Origin of the sequence: Phenylobacterium sp. LjRoot219 (genome assembly GCF_964252995.1) — a bacterium.
Lineage (GTDB): Bacteria > Pseudomonadota > Alphaproteobacteria > Caulobacterales > Caulobacteraceae > Phenylobacterium.
Genome location: NZ_CAXUQI020000003.1, coordinates 238021 through 262220, shown reverse-complemented (window position 1 = coordinate 262220; position 24200 = coordinate 238021). Strand labels below are relative to the sequence as shown.

Genomic DNA, 24200 nt, shown 5'->3' with positions numbered 1-24200 from the left:
CGATGACCTCGCGAGCCCGATTGTCACCTCAGAGCCCCGAGGCGGTGCGCGACGCTGTCGCCTCGGCCGTCGCGCGCGGCGAAAAGCTCGAAATCGTCGGCGGCGGCTCGAAGGAGAGTTTCGGCGCGCCGGAAAGGACCGGGGCGCTGCTCGACATGCGCGGGCTTGGCCGGGTGCTCGACTATCAGCCTCGCGAGCTGACCATCGAGGTCGAGGCTGGGGCCTCGCTCGCCGAGGTCGACGCGCTCCTGACTGCGCACGGTCAGACCTTCGCCTTCGACGCCTTCGACGCGGCCGCGATCTTCGGCGGTCCAGTCGGTCGCGCGACGATCGGCGGCGCTGTCGCGAGCGGCGTGGCTGGGCCCGGTCGCCTGCAGGGCGGCGGCCCGCGCGATCATCTGCTCGGCTTCGAAGCGGTCTCGGGACGTGGCGAGCTGTTTGTCGCCGGCGGCAAGGTGGTGAAGAACGTCACCGGCTACGACGTCTCCAAGCTGATGGCGAACTCCTGGGGACGGATGGCGGCGCTGACCAAGCTCACGCTGCGCGTTGCGCCCCGCCCGGAAGCGACCGTCACATTGGCCTGCGCCTATCTGTCGCCAGAGGCCGCGGTGCAGCTGATGTGCGACGCGCTCAAGGCTCCGGTCACCATCGCCGCGGCCGCCTGCCTGCCGACTGTCACTCTGCTGCGGCTGGAGGGCTTCGACCGCTCGGTGTCGCTGCGGGCGCAATATCTCCGCGAACGCCTCGCGGCGCCGGGCGAATTGGAGCCGCTCGGGGAGACGGCCGCCGCGGACCTGTGGCGTCAGACCCGCGAGGCGACGTGGCTCGAAAGCAGCGAGACTGTATGGCGCATCGGGATAGCGCCGACCCGCGCCGCGGCGACGGTGCGACGGCTGTGGGAGCTTGGCGCGAATACGTTCATGGACCTGGGCGGCGCCCGCATCTGGGCCGGCGCCTCAGCGGAGGTCGAACCCCGCCTCTTGCGTGAGGTCGCAGCGGGGCAGGGGGGCTACGCCACCTTGATCCGGGCGCCGGCCGCGATCCGCGCCACGACGTCAGCCTTCCACCCTGCGGCTCCAGGCGTCGCCGAACTGTCCCGCCGGGCGATCGAGAGCTTCGATCCCTGCGGCGTCTTCCGCACCGGCCGTTTCCACGAGGTCGCGCATGCGCACTAGCTTCACCGACGCGCAACGGCGCGACCCGGATGTCGCCGCCAGCGAGGCGGAGATCCGCCGCTGCGTGCACTGCGGCTTCTGCACCGCGACCTGTCCGACCTATGTGCTGCTCGGCGACGAGCTCGATAGCCCGCGCGGGCGGATCTACCTGATCAAGGACATGCTCGAGAATGAGCGACAGCCTACGCGGGAGGTGGTCACCCACATCGACCGCTGCCTGTCCTGCCTCTCGTGCGTGACGACCTGTCCTTCCGGCGTCGATTATCGCCGGCTGATCGACCACGCCCGCACCTATGTCGAGGACAAGCACCGCAGGCCCTGGCCAGAGCGCGCGCTTCGATGGGTGCTTGCGCAGGTCTTGCCGCATCCGGGTCGACTGCGCCTTGCCTTGCGCCTCGCGGCCCCGGTGCGCGGCCTTGCGGGGGCGATCGGCCGCGCCCCCGGACTGAAGCCCGTCGGCGCGATGCTGCGGCTCGCACCACCCCGTATCCCGGTAGCCGCCAAGGACGGGGGCGCACCCGCCATCGGCCAACCCCGCGGCCGCGTGATCCTGCTGCAGGGCTGCGCCGAGTCCGTCCTGACGCCCGAAGTCCGGAGCGCCGCCGTTCGGCTGCTCGCAAGAGCCGGCTACGAGGTGCGCCTCGTGGCCGGAGAGGGGTGCTGCGGAGCGCTCGTCCACCACATGGGCCGCCATGAGGCCGCGCAGGCCTTCGCCCGCCGCAACATCGACGCCTGGAGCCGCGAGGCCGACCGAGGTCCGGTCGACGCGATCGTCGTCACCGCCTCTGGCTGCGGCTCGGCGGTGAAAGACTACGGCTATCTGCTGCGGGATGATCCGGCCTACGCCGAGCGGGCGGCCCAGTTCGCCGCCCTCGCCAAGGACGTCACCGAGCTGCTGGACGGGGCTCTGCCGGCGCCGGCGCGCAGCACGGGCCTTTCCGTCGCCCTGCACTCCGCCTGCTCGCTGAACCATGGCCAGCGCGTGCGCCTCGAGCCCGAGCGGTTGCTGCGCGCCGCCGGGTTCGAGGTGCGCTCGCCGAAGGAGGCGCATCTCTGCTGCGGGTCGGCCGGCGTCTACAACATCCTGCAGCCGGACATCGCCGGCGCGCTTGGCCGGCGCAAGGCGGCGAACCTCGACGGGCTCCGCGCCGACGTCATCGCCAGCAGCAACATCGGCTGCGCCACCCAGATCGGCGGATTGGCCGAAACCCCGGTGGCGCACACCGTCGAGCTTCTCGATTGGGCGACCGGCGGACCGCAGCCGCGTGCGCTCGCGCATATCCCCGAACAACAAGAGAGACCCATGCCATGTCCGACGGCCAGCTGACGCTGTCGCAAGCGAACGCGGTGATCGAAGGCGCGCTCGCCGAAGCCGCGCGCCTGGAGCTGAAGCCGCTCACTGTGGCGGTGCTCGATGCCGGCGGGCACCTGGTCGCCCTGCAACGGCAGGACGGCGCCTCCAACCTGCGGCCGCAGATCGCCACCGCCAAGGCCGCCGGCGCGCTGGCGCTCGGCGTCTCGTCCCGACAGATCGCGGCCATGGCGCAGGAGCGGCCGCAGTTCGTCGCGGCCTTGGCGAGCCTGGGCGCCGCGGCAGCGACCGGTGTGGTGCCGGCCGCCGGCGGCGTCCTGATCCGTGGCGAGGGCGGCCGCATCGTGGGCGCGGTGGGGATCACCGGCGACACCTCGGACAACGACGAAGCCTGTGCTTTGGCCGGCGCCTCCGCCGCCGGTCTGACGGCCTCGGTTTAACCGCGCCTACTCGCCTCGCCTGGAGATCCGCATTTGGAAACGCACCGTCTGCACGGGCGTCAGCGCCCGCTGTTCAAGCTTGCCCTCAGTCTCCTCGGGGCCGCGACGCTCGCCGGCCCTTCCGCCGAGGCCGCCTCGCCGCAACGGCTCGACGAGCTCCTCTGGCTCGGCTCGCACAACAGCTACCGTCCCGCGCCGAGCCCCGCGGACCTTGCCCGACTGCGCAAGTACGGATCGCGGACCTCGGGACTGGAGTACGGCCACCCGCCGATTGGCCAGCAGCTCGACCTCGGCCTGCGGCAGCTCGACTTCGACATCTGGGCGGACTCGCGCGGCGGCCTCTATTCCACGGTCCATGCCGACGACCTGGTGCAGCAGGCGGCGATGGGCAAGCCCGGGCCGAAGGTCATGCACATGCGGAGCGTCGACGAGCACACCTCGTGCCCGACATTGGAGGAGTGCCTCAGGCAGGTCGCGGATTGGTCACGCCGCCATCCGAAGCACGACCTCATCCTGGTCTTCCTCAGCGCCAAGGAAATCGCTCCGATACCGGGCGGCCCCAAGCCTGAGGCCTGGACGCCGGAGAACCTGTCGGGCGTTGACGAGCTCGTGACCAGGACCTTCGGCCGCGACCGGTTGCTTACGCCCGACGACGTTCGCGGCAAGGCGGAGAGCCTCCGCGCCGCGGTGCTGGCGCATCACTGGCCGAAGCGGGCGGCCGCGCGGGGCAAGGTGATGGTCGTGCTGGACGCGCCGCCCAGGGTGGCGGAGCTCTATCGTCAGGGCCATCCCGCGCTGCAGGGGCGGGCGATGTTCGGGCTCTACGACGAAGCAGCGCCGGAGGCGGCCGTGCTTGATGTTCCCGATCCTCGACGAGACGAGGCGCGCATCCGCCAACTGGTCGGGGAGGGTTTTCTGGTGCGCACCCGTGCCGACGCCGACACCCGTGAGGCGCGGGCAGGCGACCTGGGTCGCTTCGAGGCGGCGTTGCGCTCCAAGGCGCAGATCGTCACGACGGAGTACTATCCGGGCGCGCCGGATCCGCTGGGCCTGAAGTTCGTCGTCAAGGTGCCGACGACCACCCGATAGCGGACGAGATCGCACGCGAGATGCGGCGGGATCAGAGCCGTGTCGTGTTGACGGCGGCGTTTCCGCGTTCGCGTTCTCGCCGCCGGGCTATGTTCCGCCGCTACCGCGGCGTGTGCGCCGAACGCGCCTGGTCGCTGGCGGCAACGCTTGCCCCCGTTCAGCCCGAGCTCGGCGTGCACTCGGCCCCGATCATCACCTCGGCGGCTTCGCTTCCGCGATCTCGACCGGAATAGTCAGCTGACGCCCTGCGAGGACTCGCGCCTCACGCCGGAGCAACGCGCCGCCGACCTCGTCTCCCGGATGACGCTGGAGAAGAAGGCCGGGGCGATGCTGCGATGCGACGCGTCCGAGACGCTTCAATTTGGGGCCGAAGACGCCACGTAGTCGCACGGAGAACGAGAGGCATCGTCCGGAAGGCCTGCGAATCCGACGCGACTCGCGGACTCACATCGGATTCGCAGGAACTACGAGAACTGACAGATCTAAGCTGGGCCGTTCCCCGCCCAATGGAAATTATGATAACTTATTCAACGGCTCACGGGGATATCCTGAGTGGCGACCGCTGCAGGACCCACCTGTGCGGTCGCGCCGGTCAGTTGCGCGATCTGCAGCTCCAGAGCGCCAGGCTGACCGATGACCCGGTAAACCAGTCTGTCCTCCAGGGTAATGCGGCGCGACCACCAGCCCTTGAGGTCGCCCTTGAGCGGCTCCGGCTTACCAGTGCCTTGAAACGGCGTGCGCATGCATTCCTTGATGAGCTGGTTGAGCCGCTCGAGCGCATTGCGGTCTGAGCTCTGCCAGTGGAGATAGTCCTCCCAAGCTCGCTCCGCGAACACGAGCTTCACGGCTCGATGAGGCGCCCTTCACCGCCTCCAGCCTCGAGCTCGCTGATGGCGCCGACACGACGAGCGGCCCTGGCGTCGCTCTCTCCGCCCTGTCTCCCATGGTTGACAGGAACCTTACCTGTCTCCCATAGTTTACGCTTGATCCATGTGGAGCAACTCGACGAGTTCAAGGAGTGGCTGGAGGCTCTGCGCGACCGTCGCGCTGCCGCCAAGATCGCTGCCCGGCTCGAGCGCTTGGCCTATGGCCTCTTCGGGGACGTCGAGCCCGTTGGAGAGGGCGTGTCCGAGCTGCGGCTCCACTACGGCCGGGTTATCGGGTCTACATCGTGCAGCGCTGTTCGACCTACGTGGTCGTGCTGTGCGGTGGGGACAAGTCGTCCCAGACCGGAGACATCAAACGGGCCAAGGAGCTGGCTCGGGAATTGGAGAAGTGAGCCCCATGCCCCTGAAGACGCGCCGCTTCGATGCGGCTGAAGTGCTGGACACTCCCGAAGCCATTGAGGCCTTCCTGGAAGACGCCTTCGAGTCCGAAGACGCGGGCTACATCACCCATGCGCTTGGCGTTGTCGCCAGAGCTCGAGGAATGACCCTGCTAGCCCAGGAGACTGGCATCACCCGCCAAGCGCTCTACAAGGCTTTAAGTTCTGACGGGCATCCGGAGTTCGGCACTGTGCTTAAGGTGGCCCAAGCTCTAGGATTTAGGCTGACACCCGAGCGCATCCCTGAACACGCCTGAATGTCAGTTTAAGTTGGCCGATCGTTCGGCGGAGTAAATCGGGCGGCACGCAGACGCAGCAGTCTTGCGGTGTTGAATATAGCTGATCGATGTCAGCGGTGCCGGCCCAGAGATTTTCTCCGCATAATTTCCATTACGTCACCGCACCAGGAGGGGGCGCTTGGGATTCTGCGCGGATCCGCAGAGCTGGCCGCGTACGGCTGGTCGCGCTGCGCTTGAATTCCACAAGAGTTATGACCATCATGATGGTCATAACGGAGTTGCCTAGATGACCACGTATAGCGTCGCGGACGCAAAGACCGGCCTCCCGCGGCTGATAGATCGGGCACTCGAGGGTGAGGAGGTGGTGATCTCCCGGCATGGGCGCCCAGTGGCTGAGCTTCGTCCGATCCAAGCGCAGCGGGCGACGCAAAATGCGGCCACCTACGAATGGCTCAAGCGCCGCCGTGCGCAGCGGCCCCTGGTCAGGATCACGGCAGTTGAGCTGCTGGACGAACTCTATGAGCACGACCGCGATTGACCGCCTACCTTGACGCCAGCGCCTTGCTCCCGATGCTAATCGAGGAGCCAGGCAGCGCCATCGTCGACGACTTCATCGGCGCGACCTCAGGGCCGCTCGTCGTGTCGGAATTCGCAGCGGCTGAGGTCGCGTCAGCGCTGTCACGCCTGGTGCGAACCGCGCGGATCAGCCCGGAAGACGCCACGGCTCGGCTCGCCGATTTCGACGCCTGGCGGGTCGCCGCGACGGAAGACATCGACATGAACGCCGCTGACGTTCGTCTCGCAAATATCTTCGTCCGTCGGTTCGACTTGATATTGAGGGCGCCGGACGCTCTGCATGCCGCCATCTGCCGGCGGGCTAATCTCGCTTTGATTACGCTGGATCGGCGGCTTGCAACCGCCGCCGAGGTGTTGGGAGTGGAGACGCGGCTGCTGCAGATGGCAAGGTGATCACCTGGGCCCGGAGGGCTCCTACCATCTCAGATCAGCGAGGCCGATCAACATGCTGATATCGCTGGAATATTTCGCATAATTTCCATTGGGCGGGGAACGACTGTAGCCGCAAAGTGCAAATGTCAGTGCCGTGCAAATTAGAGACGTCAGCCTCCCTCCAAGCTTGGCTGGGAGACGGCGTCGATGGCGGTGCGGATCATGAGCGATGCGGAGCTGTCGAAGTTCGAGGTGCTGCGCGACGTGGACGCCGAGCGATTGCCGGTGCGCGCCGCGGCCGGCGTGCTGGGCCTCAGCGAGCGCCAGGTCTGGCGGCTGCTGAAGGCCTACCGGCTGCGCGGCGCTGACGGGATCATCTCGAAAAAGCGCGGCCGGCCGAGCAACCGCAAGACGCCGGCGGACGTGCGCCAAGCGGCGATCGACATCATCAAGGCGCGCTACCCGGATTTCGGCCCGACGCTGGCGGCCGAGAAGCTGCAGGAGCTGCACGACATCACCGTCTCGCGCGAGACGCTGCGCGCCTGGATGATCGCCGACGGCCTGTGGGACGCGCGCGCCAGGCGGCGGCGCAAGATCTACCAGCCGCGCTACCGCCGCGACTGCGTCGGCGAGCTGGTGCAGATCGACGGCTCCGAGCACCGCTGGTTCGAGGATCGCGGGCCGAAGTGCACGCTGCTGGTGTTCATCGACGACGCCACCAGCCGGCTGATGCACCTGCAGTTCGTCGAGTCGGAGTCGACCTTCGCCTACTTCGCGGCGACGCGGACCTACCTCGAGGCGCACGGCAAGCCGGTGGCGTTCTACAGCGACAAGCACTCGGTGTTTCGGGTCAGCAAAGCCGGCGTTAGCGGCGACGGCATGACCCAGTTCGGCCGGGCGCTCGGCAAGATGAACATCGAGATCATCTGCGCCAATTCCAGCCAGGCGAAAGGCCGCGTCGAGCGCGCCAACAAGACCCTGCAGGACCGGCTGGTGAAGGAGCTCAGGTTGGCGGAGATCGGCACGCTCGCCGACGGCAACGCGTTCCTTCCCGGCTTCGTCGCCGACTACAATGCCCGCTTCGGCAAGCTCCCGGCCAACCCGAAGGAGCTGCACCGGCCGATGTCGCCGCGCGACCAACTCGACGACGAGTTCACCTGGCAGGTCGAGCGCACCCTCTCCCAGTCACTGACCCTGCAGTACGACAAGGTGCTGTTCATCCTGGAGCCGTCGGAGACCGCGCAATCGGCGATCGGCAAGCGGGTGACCGTCGTCGACTATCCCGACGGGCGGATCGCCATCCGCTACCAGGGCGTCGAGCTCGCCTACCGCACCTTCGACAAGATCCGGCAGGTCAACCAGGCCGCGATCGTCGAGAACAAGCGGCTCGGCTCATTGCTGGAGATGATCAAGGCCTATCAGGACGCCCAGCCGCCGCCGAAGCGCACCTCGAAGGCGCCGAAGCGGCGGGACCAGACCGGGCACCGGTTCAGTGTTGGATGATCCAGCGTTGTTCGCCGCGGCTGGCCTCCGGCGCGTCGTGCTGATGAAACAGAACGAAGACTGGCAGCTCCAGCGCGTCACGGGGCTGTTGCAGCCCGGATCGCCTTTTCAAAGACATCCTTCTGCGACGAGATCTTCTCGGTATCTTTGCGCCGAGAGTACAAGCCAAATACGAAGTCCGTTGTCTTGAACGGGGACGTTACGACAATCGAGGTCGTATTCTCTTTGTCCCGGAGTTCTAATGCGAATGGGGTCCCGTCTCCAGGCACACCATTCTTCGCCATAGATAGACCATTTACTTCTGCAAAATCGTCTAGCCGAGCGCTCAACTGAGCAACCTGTGTTGGACTGAGTTCGCGGGACTCCTTGACGATCAACGTCATGTCTGACGGCTTGGAGCTAACCAACGGTGAGCAGCTGGCGGCAACAAGCCCGATCAAAAGGCCGCCGTAGCGGACCAAACGTCTCGCGTCGCTAGTTGCGACGGTCGCAGCTAAAACAACAGCGATCCAGTGCATGGCTCATCATGAACTGTCGGACGGCGCCGCGCGAGTTCGCATCCACCAGCCATGAATGGAGCTTCGGACGTCCGCTTCTCGGCGCGCCGCGGCTACGTGCCTCGCGCGCCTGCCGGCGCGCTTCGGAAAACACGCTGTCATCGTCTCCCGTGCGCCGGCCGGGCGGTCGGGCTCTGCGCTCCGCAACCGCTCCGCGCCCGCCCTTCGGCCGACCCCAGGTCCCCTGCCCTGACATCTCTATCCGGCGCCAACCGCGACATCTCTAACCGGCGTAGACAACGACTGTAGCCGGGTGGATTCCATTTCCAAGTGCGACCTGCCAAGCTTTTCAGCGGGTTGTCTCGGGGACGGATCCGGCTGTGGGCGAACGCTACGACCACCTCACCTTGGATGAGCGCAAGCTGATTTTCCAGCTGCGCGAAGCGAAGATGTCCGTGCCGCGGATCGCCGAGCGGCTCGGCCGACACCGCTCGACCATCCACCGGGAAATCCGGCGCAATTGGCATGACGACGGGCCGTGGCTGCGCGGCTACTTTCCTCAAGCTGCCCAGTCGCGCACGGATCGGCGCCGCATCCGCCGGCGCAAGCTGCATCAGGACCCAGACCTGGCGCGGTACGTCATCGCCCGTCTGCAGCAAGCCTGGTCGCCGGAACAAATCGCCGGCCGCCTTCGACGCGAGGCTGACGGCGCCCGCCGGATCAGCCACGAGACCATCTATCAGTTCGTCTACAGCGAGCTCGGGCATGCGCAGAATCTCTGTCAGTTGCTGCCGAGCCGCCGTCGACGTCGCCGGCGGCGCTACGCGCGGAAGCCCCGCGGCATGCAGATCCCGCTCGAGAACACCTTCGCCGAGCGTCCGGCCGAGATCGCCGCGCGGAGCTCGTTCGGTCACTGGGAGGGCGATCTGGTGATGTTCCGCAAGGCGCACGGGCAGCGGAATGTGCTCTCGATCGTCGAGCGCCAGACGCGGTTCACTGTCCTGAGAGTCCAGCCGAGCCGGCACTCCAAGCCCATCATGAACGGCCTGGCCGAGGAACTCGGCGGCCTCCCTGCTGGCGCGCGGCGAACCGTCACCTTCGACCGCGGCACCGAGTTCGCCGCTTACCCCGCCCTGAAAACGTCGCTCGGAATGGACGCCTACTTCTGTGCGCCCCAAGCGCCCTGGCAGAAGGGTTCTGTCGAGAACACCAACGGCCGCCTCAGGCGCTTCCTGCCGCTGGATGCAGACATTTCGGCCCGCAGCACCGCCGATCTGCGCGCATTAGCAGCGCGGATGAACGCAACGCCTCGCAAGTGCCTCGGCTACAGAACTCCTGCGGAGGCATTCTCCTCGATGCTCGATTGTAAGGCGCCACCATCTAGCCCTGAGCAGTGACGGTCTGGCAGTCTTCGGTCGGCGATCTGCGGCCTTCAGAGGCAATTGTCTGCCCCGTAGCTTACGGTTAGCTCCTTCAACTTGCCTGTGGGGGTTACGCGCCAAGTTATCAAGGCTTGCCTATTGCAGATCCCGATGCCGTGCTCCGTCCGAGCCATGCCAAAAACGGGGTTCTCGGCACCTGGGACGATGTGACGATCTACGTCCATCCCCTGTGCTTTTAGGTAAGCGGGCAGGTCGCCCTCAGGACCGCCTACGCGATAACGGGAATACACTCTTTTCCGAAGCAGTTCGGCGCGTGCAACGTCGCTCTCCTGTTTCCCGAAATCTGCGAACAGCTTTGTGTCGGGAAGTCTTAGGGCAGAGACAGTAACCAACGTGGCGGCTATCGCTGCCACAACGACCATCCAACCAATGACAACTCGCGCGCGCATGTTGGATTCAACATGGCGGAGCTGTCAGCCCAGTCAACATCCGCCACCCCGAGCGACACCTGGGCGAGCCACCTTCGGTGTCGCTTCTACGTGCTCGCGCGCCTACCGGCGCGCTCGAAGCGAAGATCGAAGCTGATCCATCTGTGCGGCGGACGGCGGTCGGGCTCTGCGCGGCGTGGGGCTCCGCGCCCGCCCGCCGTCCGGTCCCCTGCCCCCGTTGCACTTCGCCTGGAACCCACACCGCAAAGTGCAAATGTCAGTGCCGTGCAAATTAGAGACGTCAGCCTCCCTCCAAGCTTGGCTGGGTGACGGCGTCGATGGCGGTGCGGATCATGAGCGATGCGGAGCTGTCGAAGTTCGAGGTGCTGCGCGAAGCTCGCGCCATCGCCTTCTCGGAAAGGTGAACCGGCGCGGCAGCGCTCCGCCAAGATCTGGATCCGCAAACAAGACTATTATTCTCTCTAAGGGGTCCTGGCGAGAGTTGGGAGGTAAGCCATGCTGGGGTTTCGGGGTTTCTCCTGGAGCCATCGCCCCGCGGGACAGATCTGCCCCAAATGTGCTCTCCGGGGCACCCCGCTGTCAGGCTGCCCCTTGACGACCCATGGCCTGGCCGAAATGCATGGGATGAACCTGAGTCTGAACGACGTGGTGCACAGACTGGCGCTATGCAGGCCTAATCCCGGTGTGCAGTGCGCACATTGGCGACTGTCGAGCTAGCTGCTTGGCGGCGGCGGGCCGCGTTCGGATTCCACACTTAGCTGAGTGCGGGCCCCGGAGGCCGATCGAGCCGCGCAGAGAGCCCGAGACCATTAGGTCTAGGGCGGCCTAAAGCGCGACGCGCGCCTTCTCTATCTCAGCGCAAAGCATTTCCGTCGCTCCGGAGTTCGCGCGCCGAACGAGCGCGACAAGGTCCGCGTTGCTCATGCTAACGAGCTCCGGAGCTTCACCTGCTGCGGCCGCAGGCACCTCCCGAAGTTCCACGGGCAGGCGGGAAAGCCCGTCGCCGCCTAGAGGTCTGAACCGACGTCTCCACGCCAGCTGAAACTTGTCTCGGCAATCCGCTCGGCGGGTGGACGACGGTCGGGGCCCCAGTCATCGGCGAAGAGAGCTAGCCCCGCACCGCCGTTCGGAAACACCTCCGGCTGTTCGGCGCGGCTATAGAGACGCCCCGCGGGGGTGAAGACGTGACTCGCGAGCACTCCGTCACCGACGACGACAACCGGGCAATTCCACGCGGCAGCGAGCCTCGCGAAAAGCGCCCGATTTCGCGGCCTGTCCCAGGCGTCCAGCCTGCCAGGGGCCGGACAGATCTTCACAGAAGTCGGCCAGGTCGGCGAGGGATCGAGCTCCCAGAAATCCGCAGTCCGGTGGAAAAAGGTCGGGCGGCAGGAGGTCGTCAGAACCGCGCCAGAGACAGAGGAAGCTTCTACAAGAAGCAGGGTGATCGCCCCAGACGCTGCACCCCTGACCCGCGCCCGCCAGGTGCTCACAGCGAGCAAAGGGCGCCTTCACCAACTCGCGCACTCCCATGATGGTGCAGCACAGGTCACATTGGGAGCAGCTGCGGCTAGTTATGTGCGAGGCGAGAGCAGAGCGCCAAACCGACACCTCGGTCATAGCGGAGCGTACTGGGCTGGCGCGTGCTGCGGAACATTCCGGACCCTAAACCGCAAAGGCATGAGGCAATACTCCTACTCGAGCGCCTTCCCGGCCCTTATCCCGGGCCCGGGAAAGGCGTAACGGCCCTCGGCCCCGTCATCGTCTTCCACGCGCCGACCGGTCGGCTGCGCATCGGAAGGGCTGCCCGCCTGCCCGTCGGCAGACACCGTGCCCCTGCCCTGTCATCTCTGGCTGTCGACGATCGCGACCTCTCTAGCTGACGCCAACCGACGAGGACAACGGTGCAGCTTGTGTTGAATCCGGGCCTTGTGCTGCCGCCGCTGCCGTATCGGAAAGCCGGCTCAGCCGAGCACGGCGGGCTTGAGCGTGTCTTCGCACCACTGGCGAAAGCTGGTCGGCGTTGAGCTCATCGGCGTCCTAGACACGATCAAGTCGAGGCCTTGATCCTTGGCCCGGGCCATATCCGTCATGCCCTGCGCCACGGCGTCAGACATGCCGAACTGAACGAGGCGAGCCTTGTACGACTCGAAGCTGATCTGGTGATAGCTGACCGCACGGCCGAGCACGTCGGAGACGATCTCGGATGACCGAGGCGGCCTTTGGGTCGGGGGGCGTGAGCCAGAATACAGCGTCGGCGCCGCTGAATGCTTCGTTTACGACGCCTGCGTCCCCGTGGGAGCCGTTCACGACTTGGGTACGGTCTCGCACCTCTTTTGCAAGGTGCGTTGGGTCGCGCACGATCACCCGGACAGGTGCGTTCAAGTTAAGAAGGTTTTGGACGACCTGATCGCCGATATTGCCGGTAGGGGCGGTGACAACGATCATGCTTTTGCTCCGGTGTTGTTGGCGACGGCGCGGCCGGATTGGCGCTCTCGCTGGCCGGAAGCGGGCTCAGGCAATGAAAATCGCTGAAGCCGGCGTTCCGGCCAACATGACATTTCGGTCGCGCACGCGGCAAAAGCGGCGCAGCACGAACACTCTCAAGCGGCTCAGCTCAACAAGAAGGTGGGGCCAAGGCAGTCCCTCGGGCCCCCTACCCTGCCTTTGTGCATCCAAAGGCGCCGCATCAGACCGACAACCGTCCAACGCTGCTCATCTTGTGAAGGCGTAAGGAACTGGCGCCCGGTTCGACCTGAAAGCCGCAACGAAACCGATCGGATATGGGCGCGGGGGGCCCGCTCAGTTCTTCGGAACCGCGGCGAACATTTCCCGGCCCTTTTCGAACAGGTGTATGATTTCGAGGTGATGGCCCATTGTCTGGCGAGCGTCAGCGAAGAGCACCTCCAGGCTTCCTTCGTTGCGCCCCCTGCTGGCGACGGGAATCTGCTGTGCTTCGACCCACGCTACGGCTTCGGCGAACTGCGCATCGTTTTCCACCAGGTAGCCAGTGTGGTGGAGCTGTATGCCGAACCCCTCGTCAGGCAGCGCGTGAGCATAGAGCTCGTTCCGGCCGACGGGCTCGATCAACTCGACCATTACGGGCCCGGTCCAAGCCAGTCCGACCCGCACGTGATGTCGTGCATTAGGGTGCGTATCCCGGGTATCAAAGATGAGAAAATTCGCGACGCCGTGGCGGGCGTAATGCTGAATTGCCTGATCAAGGTCCGGCGTTACGTAGCCGAGCTGAACGAATTTGTTCAGGAAGGCTGGAAGGGCAGCGGTCATATCGCCTGGAGCTCCATCATGAGCGCCAAGTCCGCCCGGCGATGAGGCTGGCGCTCACAGGCGCGCCTCTCGCCAGTTCTCGTTGCGATGGACCTTCGGCTCGTCACGGGTATTCCCCAATGTTCATTGGTTCGCGGTAGGCGAACGCCACCACTTTTTGGGTTGGTCGACGAGAGGCACCGTGCCGTCGAACCCGGATTGCGCTCAAGGAGCCTCGTCGACCGGTTTTCGGACAAAGCATGCTTCACGCGACACAAAGCGCGCTGCTTGGCGGCTGGGCGCTGTTCAGCCCACGCCCGCCGCCGCGTCTTTCGAGCTGGTGGCCGCCGGCCCCGCTCCCATCGCGACTAAAGCGCGGCGCTGACCGGGCCAGTCACCCGATCTCGCTCGCACAGCCCCAGGACCAGCAGCGCCGACCCGGCGAGTCCAGCCTATCGGCGCCTATCATCGGCCCTGAGCGCATGGACCGGGCCATGCGTCGGACGGCGCGCGCCAGTGATCACCGCGGCCCCCGGACGCTGCCTGCGTTCGATTTCTGGCTCCGGCTCAGGAAAGGCGCTAGGAAGTAGATGAGTGAAGCCATCGGGAGACGTACCTTCATCCACGCTGCGGTCCCGGGCGAGGCTTGAAGGTTAAGGCTGCGTATGAGAGCCCAGATCGTCAAAGGTGCAAACCTCAACGGGCAAGAGATCACCCGGCATTTGCTTACATTTGAGCGCAGCCGTTCTGGGTTGCGGGCGGGCGCATCGCAGGTCTGGCTGGAAAACTATGTGTCTATCGCCCCTATTCATGGGGTGTTCCACTCGTCGCAACACGCCTTTCTCGAGCTGACTTTTCGACGGCCGCGGCCATGCGGAGGATCGTTCTACGAAAAATGGGGCTCAAAGCGGTCGGAGCCGGTTGGGCAAGCATTGTTTATCCCGCCGGACGTTCCGCTGCTTGGCGCCTGTCCCCCAGGGCCGATCGTCAAGCTCGCCTGCCTGCTGGACGCCGCCCTGTTTGAAGAGTTGCCGGCGGATCTGAGCGACCGTGCGCTCCAGCACTGCCTAGACCTTCGCGCGCCAAACGTCTTACGCAGCCTGCAGCAGATTTACATCGAACTGTCGCAGCCTAAACTGGGTGGTCATCTCATGGTGGAAGCCCAGCTCGTCTTGGCCAGCGTGGAGCTTGTGCGTCATCTCCACCAATTCGCGACCGACAAGCGTGGGGGCCTGCCCGACTGGAAGGTGAGGATAATCGAAGAGAGATTGCGCGCGGACGAGCCGCCGCCGACGGTCGCGGAGCTGGCGCAGCTGTGCAATATGTCGGCGCGCCACCTGGCGCGAGCATTCTCCCAGGAGAACGGCCATTCGATCTCGGCGCATGTCCGCGCCGCATGTCTCGAGCGGGCGCAGAAAATGCTCGCCGAGGGTGATCTGACCCTCAAGGAAATCGCCGCGAAGCTCGGCTTTTCGAGCCGCAGCACCTTCTCGGCGGCCTATCGGCGCCAAACCGGACGGAGCCCTCTGCAAGATCGCGCGCGCCGTGTTTCCCGATGAGCTCCGTCGAGCGACCTGAGCCCGAAGCCGCGCCGCTTTGTGTCGCATGAAGCCTGCTTTGTCCGAAAAGCCGCCGCCGCCCTCGTTGAACGGCATTGAGGTTTGAATCTAGTCTTTCGCGCTAACGCGACTGGGTCGAATTGCGCAGATCGCCGCAGCGGGGACGGATTGGGTTGCAGAATGATCATGAAGGACCTCCGGTCTTGACCGAGGAACTGGACAACGGAGGCGTGGTCAGGGTTCCGGCGTTCGATCTGCCGCCCTCGGCGGCGCTGAGCGAGATCGCCCGGGCGGGGCAGTCGCTCAGGCGGCCGGCGGCCGGGCCCGTGATTCCCCGCCTAAGCGAATTCAGCTCGGAAGAGTCCTTCAGGGAAGCCGTGCTGGCCTTCCGGAACCAGTTGGACACAGGCCTGGCGCGCCCCTTATCCGAGACTGTCCACGCCGCTTATCCGGTGCGGATAGAGCAGGCCACGTTAGGCGGCGTACCGGTCGAAATCTTCACGCCCGCTGGTGAGTTCGCACAGGATCAGATCCTGATAAATCTGCACGGCGGCGCATTCTGCGCAGGTGCGAAGTATATCGCTCGGGTCGAGTCGATTCCGGTCTGCCACCTTGGCGGCTGGAAGGTCGTCTCCGTAGACTATCGGCAGGGATTCGAACACAAGTTTCCGGCCGCCAGCGAGGACGTGGCCGCGGTCTATTCGGAGTTGCTCAAGACCTATCCCGCTCGCCGCATCGGCATATTTGGCGGGTCAGCGGGAGGCGCGATCGCGTCTCAGGCGGTCGCTTGGCTGATCGAACACGGCCAACCCGTTCCCGGCGCGCTCGGTATTTTTGGGGCCGGTACGGGTGGGGCCGGCGACTCCGCTTATTTCTCGGCGATCAGTTCCGCTCAAACGCCCCCCTTCGATTTGTTCGCAGACCTTCTGGGCGGCAAGGTCGGTTACTTTTCGGACGTTCGTGCAGACGATTATCTCGTCAACCCGAATATCGCTCCAGAGGCGTTTCGCGCCCAGTATCCACCGACACTCCTGATTACCGGCACCCGCGCTTCCGATCTGAGCCCGGCGATCGCCGCTCACCGCGCGCTTGCTGGCGCGGGCGTGGATGCTTCACTTCATGTTTTCGATGGATTGGGCCACTGCTTCTACTACAATATTTCGTTGCCCGAGGCGCAGGATGCTTACGCGACGATAGTGCGTTTCTATCGTGAAAAGCTCAGTCGTTGATGTCGATGTAAGGGGTGAGGATCGACTCCGCCCATCGCCGGCGGAGATGTACGGAGTGCTGGCCCGCCCCGATAGTATAACCAGACCTAACCGGCGCCAGGATCAGGGCGGATGTGGTTCTTGCGGCCGCGGTGCGCCCCAACAACAGCGCCGAGGATTGCGGTTAAGGGGCTTCGCCGTTTTCGCAGTCAGAGCAGGTGGGTTGGCTCCCGACTTTTGTAACAGTTTAGCGCGGGCCTACGCACCGTGCGGCCATCCGGAGGATCGATGATGGCGAACGAACTAGTGATCGTCGAAGCGGAGTCACGGGTTCCCGGCGGCGTTTTCCAGGTCATCCGCTACGAGTGGAGCGAACCGCTCAGCCGCGTCATCAAGCCGGAAGGCGATTACTTTCTCGACCTGTGCCTCACGCCGCGCCCGCGGGCTCGCGGGCGATTTGTCGACCGTTGGGCTCCGGGAAGATTTGAGAGCATTGGTGACATCTTCCTGGTTCCGCCAGAGTTCCCCATGCATGGTCGCTGCGATAGTGGGGTGCAGGCCTCTGTGAAGTGCCAGCTGAGATTGGATTTCCTGGAGACCTGGCTGGGCGAAACTCAGAACTGGGACGACGCAAGACTTGCGACTAGCCTGAACATCAGGAGCATGTCGGTGCGATCCGTGCTCGTTCGTCTTGCCGAAGAATTGAGAAGCCCGGGATTTGCGGCAGACGTGCTGATCGAATCGATTTCGACACAATTAGCCGTAGAACTGGCGCGATACTTTCGTGAGGTGCCGTTGCGATATGCGGGCGGCGGCCTTGCCTCGTGGCAGCTGAGAAAAATCGAAGATCGCTTGAGGGAGACCTATGTGGCCCCGACGCTGCAGGAGCTTGCTGATTTGTGTCGACTCTCCACGCGGCATGTCACGCGCGCTTTCAAGGAGAGTCGTGGAACGACGATTGGTGAGTATGTGAGTGAGGTCCGGATCGAACATGCCAAGACGCTGCTTCGAGACAGATCGATAAAGGCGGTGTCGTCCGATCTTGGATTTTCTTCGCCATCGGCATTCTCCGCAGCCTTTCGAGGCGCAGTAGGCGTTTCGCCTCGGGAGTACCGACTTCAACTCCGTGAGTTTGCTTGATCGCGTCCTGATTTCGACTCTTTGGCGCGATCGCGAATTTCATCAGCGTTGTCCGCGGCACCGCCTCCTCCATCTTGCCTGAAACGGCGAGAAGAAAGAAATGGCCAACCCGCAGGGATTGTTCGACCTAACTGGAAAGAAGGCGCTGGTGACCGGCGGCAACAGTGGCCTTGGGCTGGGGTTCGCTCGCGGCTTGGCCAAGCAGGGCGCCGACGTGATGATCTGGGCGCGCAGCGAGGAGAAGAACTGCGCCGCCGAGGTGGAACTTCGGCAGTACGGCGGGGAAGTGCTCAGCCGCGCCCTCGACGTGGCCTCGGAAGACGCCGTGGTGCGTCAGATGCAGGAAGCGGCGGAGGCTATGGGCCGCCTTGACTGCGTAATCGCCAACGCTGGCGTCTCCAGCCACAGGCCGTCGATCCTGGATCTGGACTCCAAGACCTACCACGACCTCTTAAACATCAACTTGCACGGCGCGTTTTACACGCTGCGCGAGGCCGCGCGACACATGGTGATCCGGGCCAAGGCTGGCGATCCGGGCGGCTCGATCATCGTCTGCGGCAGCCTGTCGGTCTACCTGGGCGTGCCTGGCCTGTCCCACTATGCGGCCGCCAAGGGCGCCTTGGCTTCGATGATGCGCTCCATGGCGGTTGAGCTCGGCCCGTTCGGCGTCCGCGTGAACATGGTGGCGCCCGGATACATCAAGACCGACCTGGGTCGTCACCGTGGGCAGGCCTCGGCCGGTGAAGGCGCAGAGGCCTCTCCGATGGACAAGCGCTTTATCGAGCACACGCCGATGAAGCGCGTCGGGTATCCGCAGGATTTCGAGGCCATCACCGCCTATCTCGCGAGCGACGGCGCCGCCTTCCACACCGGCGACGTCATCGTGATCGACGGCGGCTATATGGTGAACGTGTAATAAAAAGGAGATGGGCGACATGGGGAAGATCAACGCTGAGCGGATCGTCGAGAAGGCTCAGAAATCGTCGGGTCTCACCACCTTTGACAGCCAGAGCTTCCGTGAGGGCCTCGAAGTCCTCGTCGGCGACATCAACCGCGCGAACTGGCCGGACCCGGGCGTCGACTGGTTCGAGAGCATGGCGGTTCGGGGGTTGAGCAATCGACTGAAGATCGACGACTACATCCGCCGACATCCGCAGGTGCTGGAACAGCCGATCAAGGCGCCGATCTTTATTTTGGGGATGCCCCGGACCGGCACGACGATGTTGAGCAATCTGCTGGCCGTTGATCCGACCAAGCGCTCGCTGTTGGCCTGGATGGCGGACGAGCCGGTGCCGCCGGCGCCGTTCAAAGAGGTGCTCACCGATCCACGGCTCATGACCGCCCTGGAACTGGAGCAGAAGAGGCGGGCCGAGAATCCGAGAGCGGGCCGGTTCTACATGTCCTCGGCGGCGTTTCCGACCGAGTGCATCCATATCCACTCCGGCGACTTCAAATCTATGTTCTGGGAGGCGATGGGCAAATTGCCCAACTACAGCGAATGGATGTGGAGCGCCGACATGACCGCGGCCTACGCCTACGAGCGGCGGTTTCTCCAAGTGCTCCAGTTCGACGGCGCAGCGTCGTGGAACCTTAAGATGCCGTCGCACGCCCTTCACCTGAAGTATCTGCTGAAGGAATTTCCCGACGCGCGGCTGATCTGGACCCATCGCGATCCCTACACCGCCGTCGGCTCGCTCTGCAGCCTGATCAACAACACGCAGCAGAAGACGAAGGTCGAGATCGACTGGATTGCGGACCTCTATCCGCGCCAGGCGGCCGAGCACGTGAACCGGCTCCGAGCCGTGCGCGCCGAGATTGGCCACGACCGGATCTACGATCTTTACTACGCCGAGAGCATGCGCGATCCGATGGCCGCCATGCGTAAGCTCTACGCCTGGCTGGGCGACGAGCTCACACCGGAAGCGGAGGCCAACATGGCCCGCTGGCTCGGCGAGAATCCTCAGGGCAAGTGGGGTAAGCACGCCTACAAGCTCGACCAGTTCGGTCTTAGCGAGGATAAGCTAGCGCCGCTGTTCGCCGACTATCTGGCTGACTATCCGGTCGAGCGCGAAGGCTAAGGGGCGGCCGGCTTGCCCCCCGTCGAGCCACGCAGCGCGCAGGTCGTGCGCCGCCAAGCCCTCGGGCGGCCGCGGGAAGCCCACTTGAGGCGATGCCGAGCCGCGCGCGCCGGATCTGCTTACCCGCCGCCTGAAGCGGCCGTTGACATGTTGAAGGCTCTGAACGGCTGTCTGATCCAGGGCGGCGCAAACCGAGAGCCAGTAGGGAGGAGACCATGGGTTGCGTCGCGAGCGCCGAACATCCGTTGATGAGGGCGATTGAATGGAACCCCGGCGCCCCGGCCGAGCGGGTCAACGACTTTTTGTTGATGTCCCGTGGCTGTTCCAACAGCTACGTGATCACCAGCGAGGCTGGCGACGTGGTCATCAACACCGGCGCGCCGGCTGAAAGAGAGCATCGCCGACGCTTTGAGGAACTGCTGGGCCGCCCACTGAAGGTGGCCAAGATCGTCTTCACGCAGGATCATTTCGATCATATCGGCGGGTGGAGCAAATTCGCGGACCCCAGCGTCGAGATGATCGCCCAGGCCGAGTTCCCCCGGCTTTGTCGTGAGCGAACGGCGCTGGCTCCGTTCTTCGGGCCGCGAAGCCAAGCTGTGCTCCATGCGATGCTGTCGCCCTCCTCGAACCGGCCGCCGGCCTTCAGGGGCGCAAACCTGCCCGAGCCGCTCACCCTGTTCGACAAGCGCCACAGCTTCGAGGTGGGTCGGCGGCGGTTCGAGCTTTATTCGTCGCCGTCTGGCGAGACCCTAGACTCGTTGATGGTGTGGCTGCCGCAGGAGCGCGTGCTGTTCACCGGCAACTGGATGGGCGCGCTCTACGGCGCCTTGCCGCACTTCTACACCTTGCGCGGGGACCGAGACCGAAGCGTCGCCAATTTCATGGTCGAGTTGCAGCACCTGATCGATCTCGATCCGGACCTGCTGGTTACGGGTCACGGACTGCCAATCGTCGGAGAGGCCCGCATCCGTGCGGACATGTCCAGGCTCATGGCGGCCATCCGATACATCCACGACGAGACGGTTCGCGGTATGGCCGAGAAGAAGGATCTATGGACCCTGATGAGGGAAATCCAGCTTCCGGAAGACCTCGTCATGGCTCCAGGACGGGGGCCGGTCTCCTGGTACGTGCGGACGGTGTTCGAAGAGTACACGGGCTGGTTTCGTCAGGAGTCCACCACGGAGTTGTACGGCGTTCCGGCGCGCACAATCTGGCCTGAGCTGGCTCAGCTGGCGGGCGGCCCTGACGTACTGGCTGGAAAGGCCCAGGAACGCTTGAAGGCGGGCGCGCCGCTAGAGGCGATCCATTATGTAGAGATCGCCCTGGCTGCGGACCCAAAGCATCAGGCCGCCCTCGAGGTCGAAATCGCCGCGCACGAGGCGCTGCTCCAACGCACCCGGGGCCGCACCTTCGATGAAATGGGATGGTTGGAGGGAAGGATCGCCAAGGCGAAGGCGATCATCTCTACGCCCTGATCTCGGGCGCAGCATGCCGGGAAGGCTTGCTTGGCGTCGCCCGTGATAGGCGACCAGGGGCCCAGCCTCGGTTGGAGCCGCGGGCCCCTCGCTCGTCGTGCATGCGGTCGTTTCCCGCAGTCTCGTAGCCCCGCGCTTGGGCCCGTCCCCTGCGGAGCAGACCCAAGGCTTCTGCTGCGGCCTGCCCGTCGAGGCTCGCCTCACCCGATCGGCGGGGCCGTCTTCAGGCCGGTGAAGCGCACGCCCGCGCCGTCGGCCTGGTAGGTCCTGTTGAAGAAGATCAGCAGCGAGGTCAGCGCCTCGGCCGCCGCCGAGTTGGCGAGGCTGCCGCCGGCCAGGCCGCGCATGCCGATGTCGCCGACGAGCGAAACCACCTGGCCGCGCGCCTCGACGTCGTCGGAGAAGACCAGCACGTCGCAGTCCACCACCTCGTCGGTCGCCAGCTTGTGAGCGGCGACGTTGTGGAAGGCGGTCACCAGGCGTACGCCCTCGCCGAGGTGCTCGCGCGCCTCCATCGCGGCCGAGCCGCCGGCGGGCAGCTGCACGCGCATCACCTTCGGCGGGACGAGCGGCACGGTGGTGTCGACGACGATCGCCTGGCCGACCGAGTCCGTGATGTCCTTCAAGGTGTTGGCCTGGGCGGAGTAGGGTACGGTGACGATGACGATGTCGCAGTTCTTGGCGACCTCGGCGTTCACCCCATGGCCGACGTTCGGGCCCAGGGCGGCGGCGGCTTCGGCGGCGGCTTCGGCGCGGCGCGAGCCGATCAGGACCTGATGGCCGCCCGCCTTCACCAGGCGCTTGGCGATGGCGTTGCCGAGATCCCCCGTGCCGCCGACGACTGCGATCTTAGCCATTCCTGTTCCCCTCGATGGTTTCATTCGTCGCCAGTTCAGACGCAACAGCCGCCCCTGCCCGCTTTGATCTACCCGCGCACGGGCGCGGACAGACCCCGGCGATCTCGCAGGCAACTGAGCGATAAATGCATGCATATAGTCGGCGGATAGCAATGTCACCCCTGCGCCTGATGTACAACGAACACGGGGCCCTGCTTAGGAGAGCCGGATCCTGATCGACGGATCCGGACGCCGCAGATCTGAGATCGGCCGCCCAATATGCACGCAGTTATGTCGCCGCCCCGCCGGTTGGCGCGCCTGCAGTTCATCGGGCGGCGCTCGCGTTCCATATTTCCGCGGCCAAGCGCCTCGCCGACCAGGCGGCGCTTGAGAACGCCCGCACCAATATTCAGATTCACGGCGGCATAGGGATGACGGACGAGGCCTCGCCGCATCTCTGCCTGAAGCGCGCTCACCTGCTGAGCTTCATTGCGCCGGCCTCCACCGCTGCGCTGCTTGGAAAAGCCGCATGAGCGGCAACATCCTTCGCAGGGCGTGGGCGCCACGTTCAAGCGGCCCGACTCCACAATGCCACGCCGGCCTGGCGCTCCGCTCGAGGCTTCCGGGGGGCCACGATGACCGCTACCTTCCCATGGCCCAGTCTGTGTTGTCGCACCTGGTTGACTAGGTGGCCCTCTGAGGGTTATCCATTGGTTGCCCACGCTGGGCATTCCTCCCTTCACTGGCCCGCCGCGAGGCGGGCCTTTTTGTGCCATTACCAATCTGAGATCACGTTCTCGCAGTTCGTTAGCTGTCGACGCCGCGCTTCACCCGAAATGGGACGATCGAGCGTTCGCCGGTCGGCACCTCGATGCGTCCTTCCAAGGGCGGGAAGGCTCTGTGCTGGCATTGGTCGCGTTCACAGGTCCTGCAGCTGGAGCCGATGAGCACAGGCTCGGCCTCGAGATGGACGAAGTCGCTGTAGACCAGCTCGGGCGCGTGGATGAGCTCGCAGCCGAACCCCAGGACATACTGCCGGCCTCGTCGGGCGAACGCGCCTGAGGGTTTAAAGATGCTGCGGGCGACACAGAGGTAGCGCACGCCGTCCGTGGTTTCCGCCACCTGCACGACGAAGCGGTCCGGCGTGATCGCCGCCTCGTGGACGTTCCACAGAGGGCAGGTTCCGCCGAAGCGGGCGAAGTGGAAGCGCGTCGCGCTATGGCGCTTGGTGACGTTGCCGGCCGGGTCCATGCGCAGAAAGTAGAGGGGCACGCCCCTTTGGGAGGGACGCTGCAGCGTGCTCAGCCGATGGCAGACCTGCTCGAGGCTCACCCCGAACTCTGTCGCCAGTCGCTCCACGTCATGGCGCATGACACGCGCGGCGCGGGCGAAAGCGGCGTAGGGCATCACCAGGGCCGCCGCGGCATAGTTGGTCAGCGCGACCCGGCAGACGTCGAACGCCTCGCGAGACCGAAATGGCGCCCGCTCCATTTCCCGCTCGATCGCACCGCAGAGCGCTTGGGACACCAGGAAGGTCGCCAGCTGAAAAGCGCGGGTTTCCGAAGGTTGCGTTGCGTTGAGGGTCAGCGACCTGTCCTTCGGGTCAAACCGGCGCATCATGCGTTCGTGCGGCGCCCGCAGGACGCGCACGCCTGTGCGCAGGTAGACGTGCCCCTCGAGCTCGACCTCGAGGCCCGCGCCGGTCCGCAGGACCATCTCTTGGGCCAGCCCCTCGGCGGCGACGTCAAGGCCGTGAATATAGTTGTTCTTGTAGTGGAAGTAGTCGCTGACCTCGTCATAGGGGAGCAGCGGATAGAGATCCGCCCCCGACGACGCTGTAACGGCTTGGTCGACGATCTTCAGCCGCTCGTCCAGCTTGCGGAAAGCCCGCTGCAGGTCAAGGAACTCCCTGGCGAAGCGCGGCGCGCCCTGGGCGACGCGACGGATCTCCGAAAGGGGGATCGGATCGTGGGCCGTCGTCAGACTGGCGCACGCTTCGCGCAGATCGGCGGTCAGTCGAAGGTCCGCGGTCGGCTCGAAGACGACGGCCTCGGCGTCAAACGTCTCAAGAAGCGCCAGCATTGTGCGCGAGCTCAAGGGGCGCTGGTTTGTCTCCAGCTGCGAGAGGTAGCTGACCGAGATCCCGAGCTGCGCGGCGCAGGTCTCAAGGGTCCACCCCCGTTGCTGGCGCAACTCCCGGATCCTCGGTCCTACGTAGGGTTTTTCTTTTCGCATTTTTGCAATCGACGAAACAATCAAGCCGCCAATTTTGCACGAACGGG

Annotated in this window: 23 protein-coding genes; 16 read left to right on the top strand and 7 right to left on the bottom strand. The window is 65.1% G+C overall.

What is annotated here, in order from left to right; genetic code table 11:
• Positions 1–2 precede the first annotated feature (2 nt).
• From ACSQ14_RS26010 to ACSQ14_RS25995, 4 genes are read left to right on the top strand one after another with little or no spacing between them, the layout of a single operon-like run.
• Complete coding sequence (locus ACSQ14_RS26010) at positions 3–1175, top strand: FAD-binding protein (protein ID WP_436018068.1); 1173 nt, start codon at positions 3–5, stop codon at positions 1173–1175.
• The gene (gene glcF / locus ACSQ14_RS26005) at positions 1165–2502 is read left to right on the top strand and encodes a glycolate oxidase subunit GlcF (RefSeq protein WP_436018066.1); all 1338 of its coding nucleotides are present in this window, start codon (positions 1165–1167) and stop codon (positions 2500–2502) included. The genes ACSQ14_RS26010 and glcF overlap by 11 nt, the downstream gene beginning before the upstream one ends.
• Complete coding sequence (locus tag ACSQ14_RS26000) at positions 2484–2927, top strand: GlcG/HbpS family heme-binding protein (protein WP_436018064.1); 444 nt, start codon at positions 2484–2486, stop codon at positions 2925–2927. The genes glcF and ACSQ14_RS26000 overlap by 19 nt, the downstream gene beginning before the upstream one ends.
• 33 nt (positions 2928–2960) lie before the next feature.
• Positions 2961–4016 carry a Ca2+-dependent phosphoinositide-specific phospholipase C gene (locus ACSQ14_RS25995; protein ID WP_436018062.1) on the top strand — a complete coding sequence of 352 codons (1056 nt, stop codon included), beginning with the start codon at positions 2961–2963 and terminating at the stop codon, positions 4014–4016.
• 527 nt (positions 4017–4543) lie between these two features.
• Here ACSQ14_RS25995 and ACSQ14_RS25990 read toward each other — a convergent pair.
• A complete protein-coding gene (locus tag ACSQ14_RS25990; protein ID WP_436018060.1) occupies positions 4544–4861 on the bottom strand; it encodes a Txe/YoeB family addiction module toxin in 318 nt (105 codons plus the stop codon).
• 439 nt (positions 4862–5300) lie between these two features.
• Between ACSQ14_RS25990 and ACSQ14_RS25985 the strand changes: the two genes are divergently transcribed.
• The 4 genes from ACSQ14_RS25985 (at position 5301) to ACSQ14_RS25970 (ending at position 8030) form a co-directional block, all read left to right on the top strand.
• Complete coding sequence (locus tag ACSQ14_RS25985) at positions 5301–5597, top strand: addiction module antidote protein (RefSeq protein WP_436017424.1); 297 nt, start codon at positions 5301–5303, stop codon at positions 5595–5597.
• A gap of 268 nt (positions 5598–5865) precedes the next feature.
• A complete protein-coding gene (locus ACSQ14_RS25980) occupies positions 5866–6117 on the top strand; it encodes a type II toxin-antitoxin system Phd/YefM family antitoxin (RefSeq protein ID WP_436017422.1) in 252 nt (83 codons plus the stop codon).
• The gene (locus tag ACSQ14_RS25975) at positions 6114–6548 is read left to right on the top strand and encodes a type II toxin-antitoxin system VapC family toxin (protein ID WP_436018058.1); all 435 of its coding nucleotides are present in this window, start codon (positions 6114–6116) and stop codon (positions 6546–6548) included. Before ACSQ14_RS25980 ends, ACSQ14_RS25975 begins: the two co-directional genes overlap by 4 nt.
• A gap of 186 nt (positions 6549–6734) precedes the next feature.
• Positions 6735–8030, top strand: a complete 1296-nt coding sequence (locus tag ACSQ14_RS25970; RefSeq protein WP_436018056.1) for an ISNCY family transposase — start codon at positions 6735–6737, stop codon at positions 8028–8030.
• Between the two features lie 77 nt (positions 8031–8107).
• On the opposite strand, the gene ACSQ14_RS25965 is transcribed toward ACSQ14_RS25970, so the two are convergent.
• Positions 8108–8548, bottom strand: coding sequence for a hypothetical protein (locus ACSQ14_RS25965; RefSeq protein WP_436018054.1), 441 nt, complete (start codon positions 8546–8548; stop codon positions 8108–8110).
• Positions 8549–8907: 359 nt separating this feature from the next.
• On the opposite strand from ACSQ14_RS25965, the gene ACSQ14_RS25960 reads away from it, so the two are divergent.
• Positions 8908–9924: an IS30 family transposase gene (locus ACSQ14_RS25960; protein ID WP_436012106.1), complete on the top strand. Its 1017-nt coding sequence runs from the start codon at positions 8908–8910 to the stop codon at positions 9922–9924.
• Between the two features lie 2395 nt (positions 9925–12319).
• Here ACSQ14_RS25960 and ACSQ14_RS25955 read toward each other — a convergent pair.
• Positions 12320–12544 carry a hypothetical protein gene (locus tag ACSQ14_RS25955; protein ID WP_436018138.1) on the bottom strand — a complete coding sequence of 75 codons (225 nt, stop codon included), beginning with the start codon at positions 12542–12544 and terminating at the stop codon, positions 12320–12322.
• Entirely contained in the window at positions 12465–12803 is a 339-nt protein-coding gene (locus tag ACSQ14_RS25950; RefSeq protein WP_436018052.1) for an NAD(P)H-binding protein, read from the bottom strand. The genes ACSQ14_RS25955 and ACSQ14_RS25950 overlap by 80 nt, the downstream gene beginning before the upstream one ends.
• Here ACSQ14_RS25950 and ACSQ14_RS25945 point away from each other — a divergent pair.
• The gene (locus tag ACSQ14_RS25945; RefSeq protein ID WP_436018136.1) at positions 12753–12890 is read left to right on the top strand and encodes a hypothetical protein; all 138 of its coding nucleotides are present in this window, start codon (positions 12753–12755) and stop codon (positions 12888–12890) included. The genes ACSQ14_RS25950 and ACSQ14_RS25945 overlap by 51 nt on opposite strands.
• A 267-nt stretch (positions 12891–13157) precedes the next feature.
• Here the strand turns inward: ACSQ14_RS25945 and ACSQ14_RS25940 are convergent, their stop codons facing one another.
• Positions 13158–13643, bottom strand: a complete 486-nt coding sequence (locus tag ACSQ14_RS25940) for a VOC family protein (RefSeq protein WP_436018050.1) — start codon at positions 13641–13643, stop codon at positions 13158–13160.
• Positions 13644–14287: 644 nt separating this feature from the next.
• On the opposite strand from ACSQ14_RS25940, the gene ACSQ14_RS25935 reads away from it, so the two are divergent.
• The 6 genes from ACSQ14_RS25935 to ACSQ14_RS25910 all read left to right on the top strand — a co-directional run bounded on the left by ACSQ14_RS25935 (position 14288) and on the right by ACSQ14_RS25910 (position 21082).
• A complete protein-coding gene (locus tag ACSQ14_RS25935) occupies positions 14288–15181 on the top strand; it encodes a helix-turn-helix transcriptional regulator (protein ID WP_436018048.1) in 894 nt (297 codons plus the stop codon).
• Positions 15182–15384: 203 nt separating this feature from the next.
• Positions 15385–16410, top strand: coding sequence for an alpha/beta hydrolase (locus tag ACSQ14_RS25930; protein WP_436018046.1), 1026 nt, complete (start codon positions 15385–15387; stop codon positions 16408–16410).
• 267 nt (positions 16411–16677) lie between these two features.
• Positions 16678–17529, top strand: coding sequence for a helix-turn-helix transcriptional regulator (locus ACSQ14_RS25925; RefSeq protein WP_436018044.1), 852 nt, complete (start codon positions 16678–16680; stop codon positions 17527–17529).
• Between the two features lie 100 nt (positions 17530–17629).
• Entirely contained in the window at positions 17630–18445 is an 816-nt protein-coding gene (locus ACSQ14_RS25920; protein ID WP_436018042.1) for an SDR family NAD(P)-dependent oxidoreductase, read from the top strand.
• A gap of 19 nt (positions 18446–18464) precedes the next feature.
• Positions 18465–19607: a sulfotransferase family protein gene (locus ACSQ14_RS25915; protein WP_436018040.1), complete on the top strand. Its 1143-nt coding sequence runs from the start codon at positions 18465–18467 to the stop codon at positions 19605–19607.
• A 215-nt stretch (positions 19608–19822) separates the two neighbouring features.
• A complete protein-coding gene (locus tag ACSQ14_RS25910) occupies positions 19823–21082 on the top strand; it encodes an MBL fold metallo-hydrolase (RefSeq protein WP_436018038.1) in 1260 nt (419 codons plus the stop codon).
• 200 nt (positions 21083–21282) lie between these two features.
• Here the strand turns inward: ACSQ14_RS25910 and npdG are convergent, their stop codons facing one another.
• Positions 21283–21939 carry an NADPH-dependent F420 reductase gene (gene npdG / locus ACSQ14_RS25905; RefSeq protein WP_436018036.1) on the bottom strand — a complete coding sequence of 219 codons (657 nt, stop codon included), beginning with the start codon at positions 21937–21939 and terminating at the stop codon, positions 21283–21285.
• Positions 21940–22725: 786 nt separating this feature from the next.
• Positions 22726–24177, bottom strand: a complete 1452-nt coding sequence (locus ACSQ14_RS25900; RefSeq protein WP_436018034.1) for a helix-turn-helix domain-containing protein — start codon at positions 24175–24177, stop codon at positions 22726–22728.
• Positions 24178–24200 lie beyond the last annotated feature (23 nt).

What these genes read in the sequence shown, in the direction of transcription:
- ACSQ14_RS26010 (WP_436018068.1), top strand. Translation starts at nt 3, where the DNA reads ATGACCTCGCGAGCCCGATTGTCACCTCAGAGCCCCGAGGCGGTGCGC.
- glcF (WP_436018066.1), top strand. Translation starts at nt 1,165, where the DNA reads ATGCGCACTAGCTTCACCGACGCGCAACGGCGCGACCCGGATGTCGCC.
- ACSQ14_RS26000 (WP_436018064.1), top strand. Translation starts at nt 2,484, where the DNA reads ATGTCCGACGGCCAGCTGACGCTGTCGCAAGCGAACGCGGTGATCGAA.
- ACSQ14_RS25985 (WP_436017424.1), top strand. Translation starts at nt 5,301, where the DNA reads ATGCCCCTGAAGACGCGCCGCTTCGATGCGGCTGAAGTGCTGGACACT.
- ACSQ14_RS25980 (WP_436017422.1), top strand. Translation starts at nt 5,866, where the DNA reads ATGACCACGTATAGCGTCGCGGACGCAAAGACCGGCCTCCCGCGGCTG.
- ACSQ14_RS25970 (WP_436018056.1), top strand. Translation starts at nt 6,735, where the DNA reads ATGGCGGTGCGGATCATGAGCGATGCGGAGCTGTCGAAGTTCGAGGTG.
- ACSQ14_RS25965 (WP_436018054.1), bottom strand. Translation starts at nt 8,548, where the DNA reads ATGCACTGGATCGCTGTTGTTTTAGCTGCGACCGTCGCAACTAGCGAC.
- ACSQ14_RS25950 (WP_436018052.1), bottom strand. Translation starts at nt 12,803, where the DNA reads ATGATCGTTGTCACCGCCCCTACCGGCAATATCGGCGATCAGGTCGTC.
- ACSQ14_RS25940 (WP_436018050.1), bottom strand. Translation starts at nt 13,643, where the DNA reads ATGACCGCTGCCCTTCCAGCCTTCCTGAACAAATTCGTTCAGCTCGGC.
- ACSQ14_RS25935 (WP_436018048.1), top strand. Translation starts at nt 14,288, where the DNA reads ATGAGAGCCCAGATCGTCAAAGGTGCAAACCTCAACGGGCAAGAGATC.
- ACSQ14_RS25925 (WP_436018044.1), top strand. Translation starts at nt 16,678, where the DNA reads ATGATGGCGAACGAACTAGTGATCGTCGAAGCGGAGTCACGGGTTCCC.
- ACSQ14_RS25920 (WP_436018042.1), top strand. Translation starts at nt 17,630, where the DNA reads ATGGCCAACCCGCAGGGATTGTTCGACCTAACTGGAAAGAAGGCGCTG.
- ACSQ14_RS25915 (WP_436018040.1), top strand. Translation starts at nt 18,465, where the DNA reads ATGGGGAAGATCAACGCTGAGCGGATCGTCGAGAAGGCTCAGAAATCG.
- ACSQ14_RS25910 (WP_436018038.1), top strand. Translation starts at nt 19,823, where the DNA reads ATGGGTTGCGTCGCGAGCGCCGAACATCCGTTGATGAGGGCGATTGAA.
- npdG (WP_436018036.1), bottom strand. Translation starts at nt 21,939, where the DNA reads ATGGCTAAGATCGCAGTCGTCGGCGGCACGGGGGATCTCGGCAACGCC.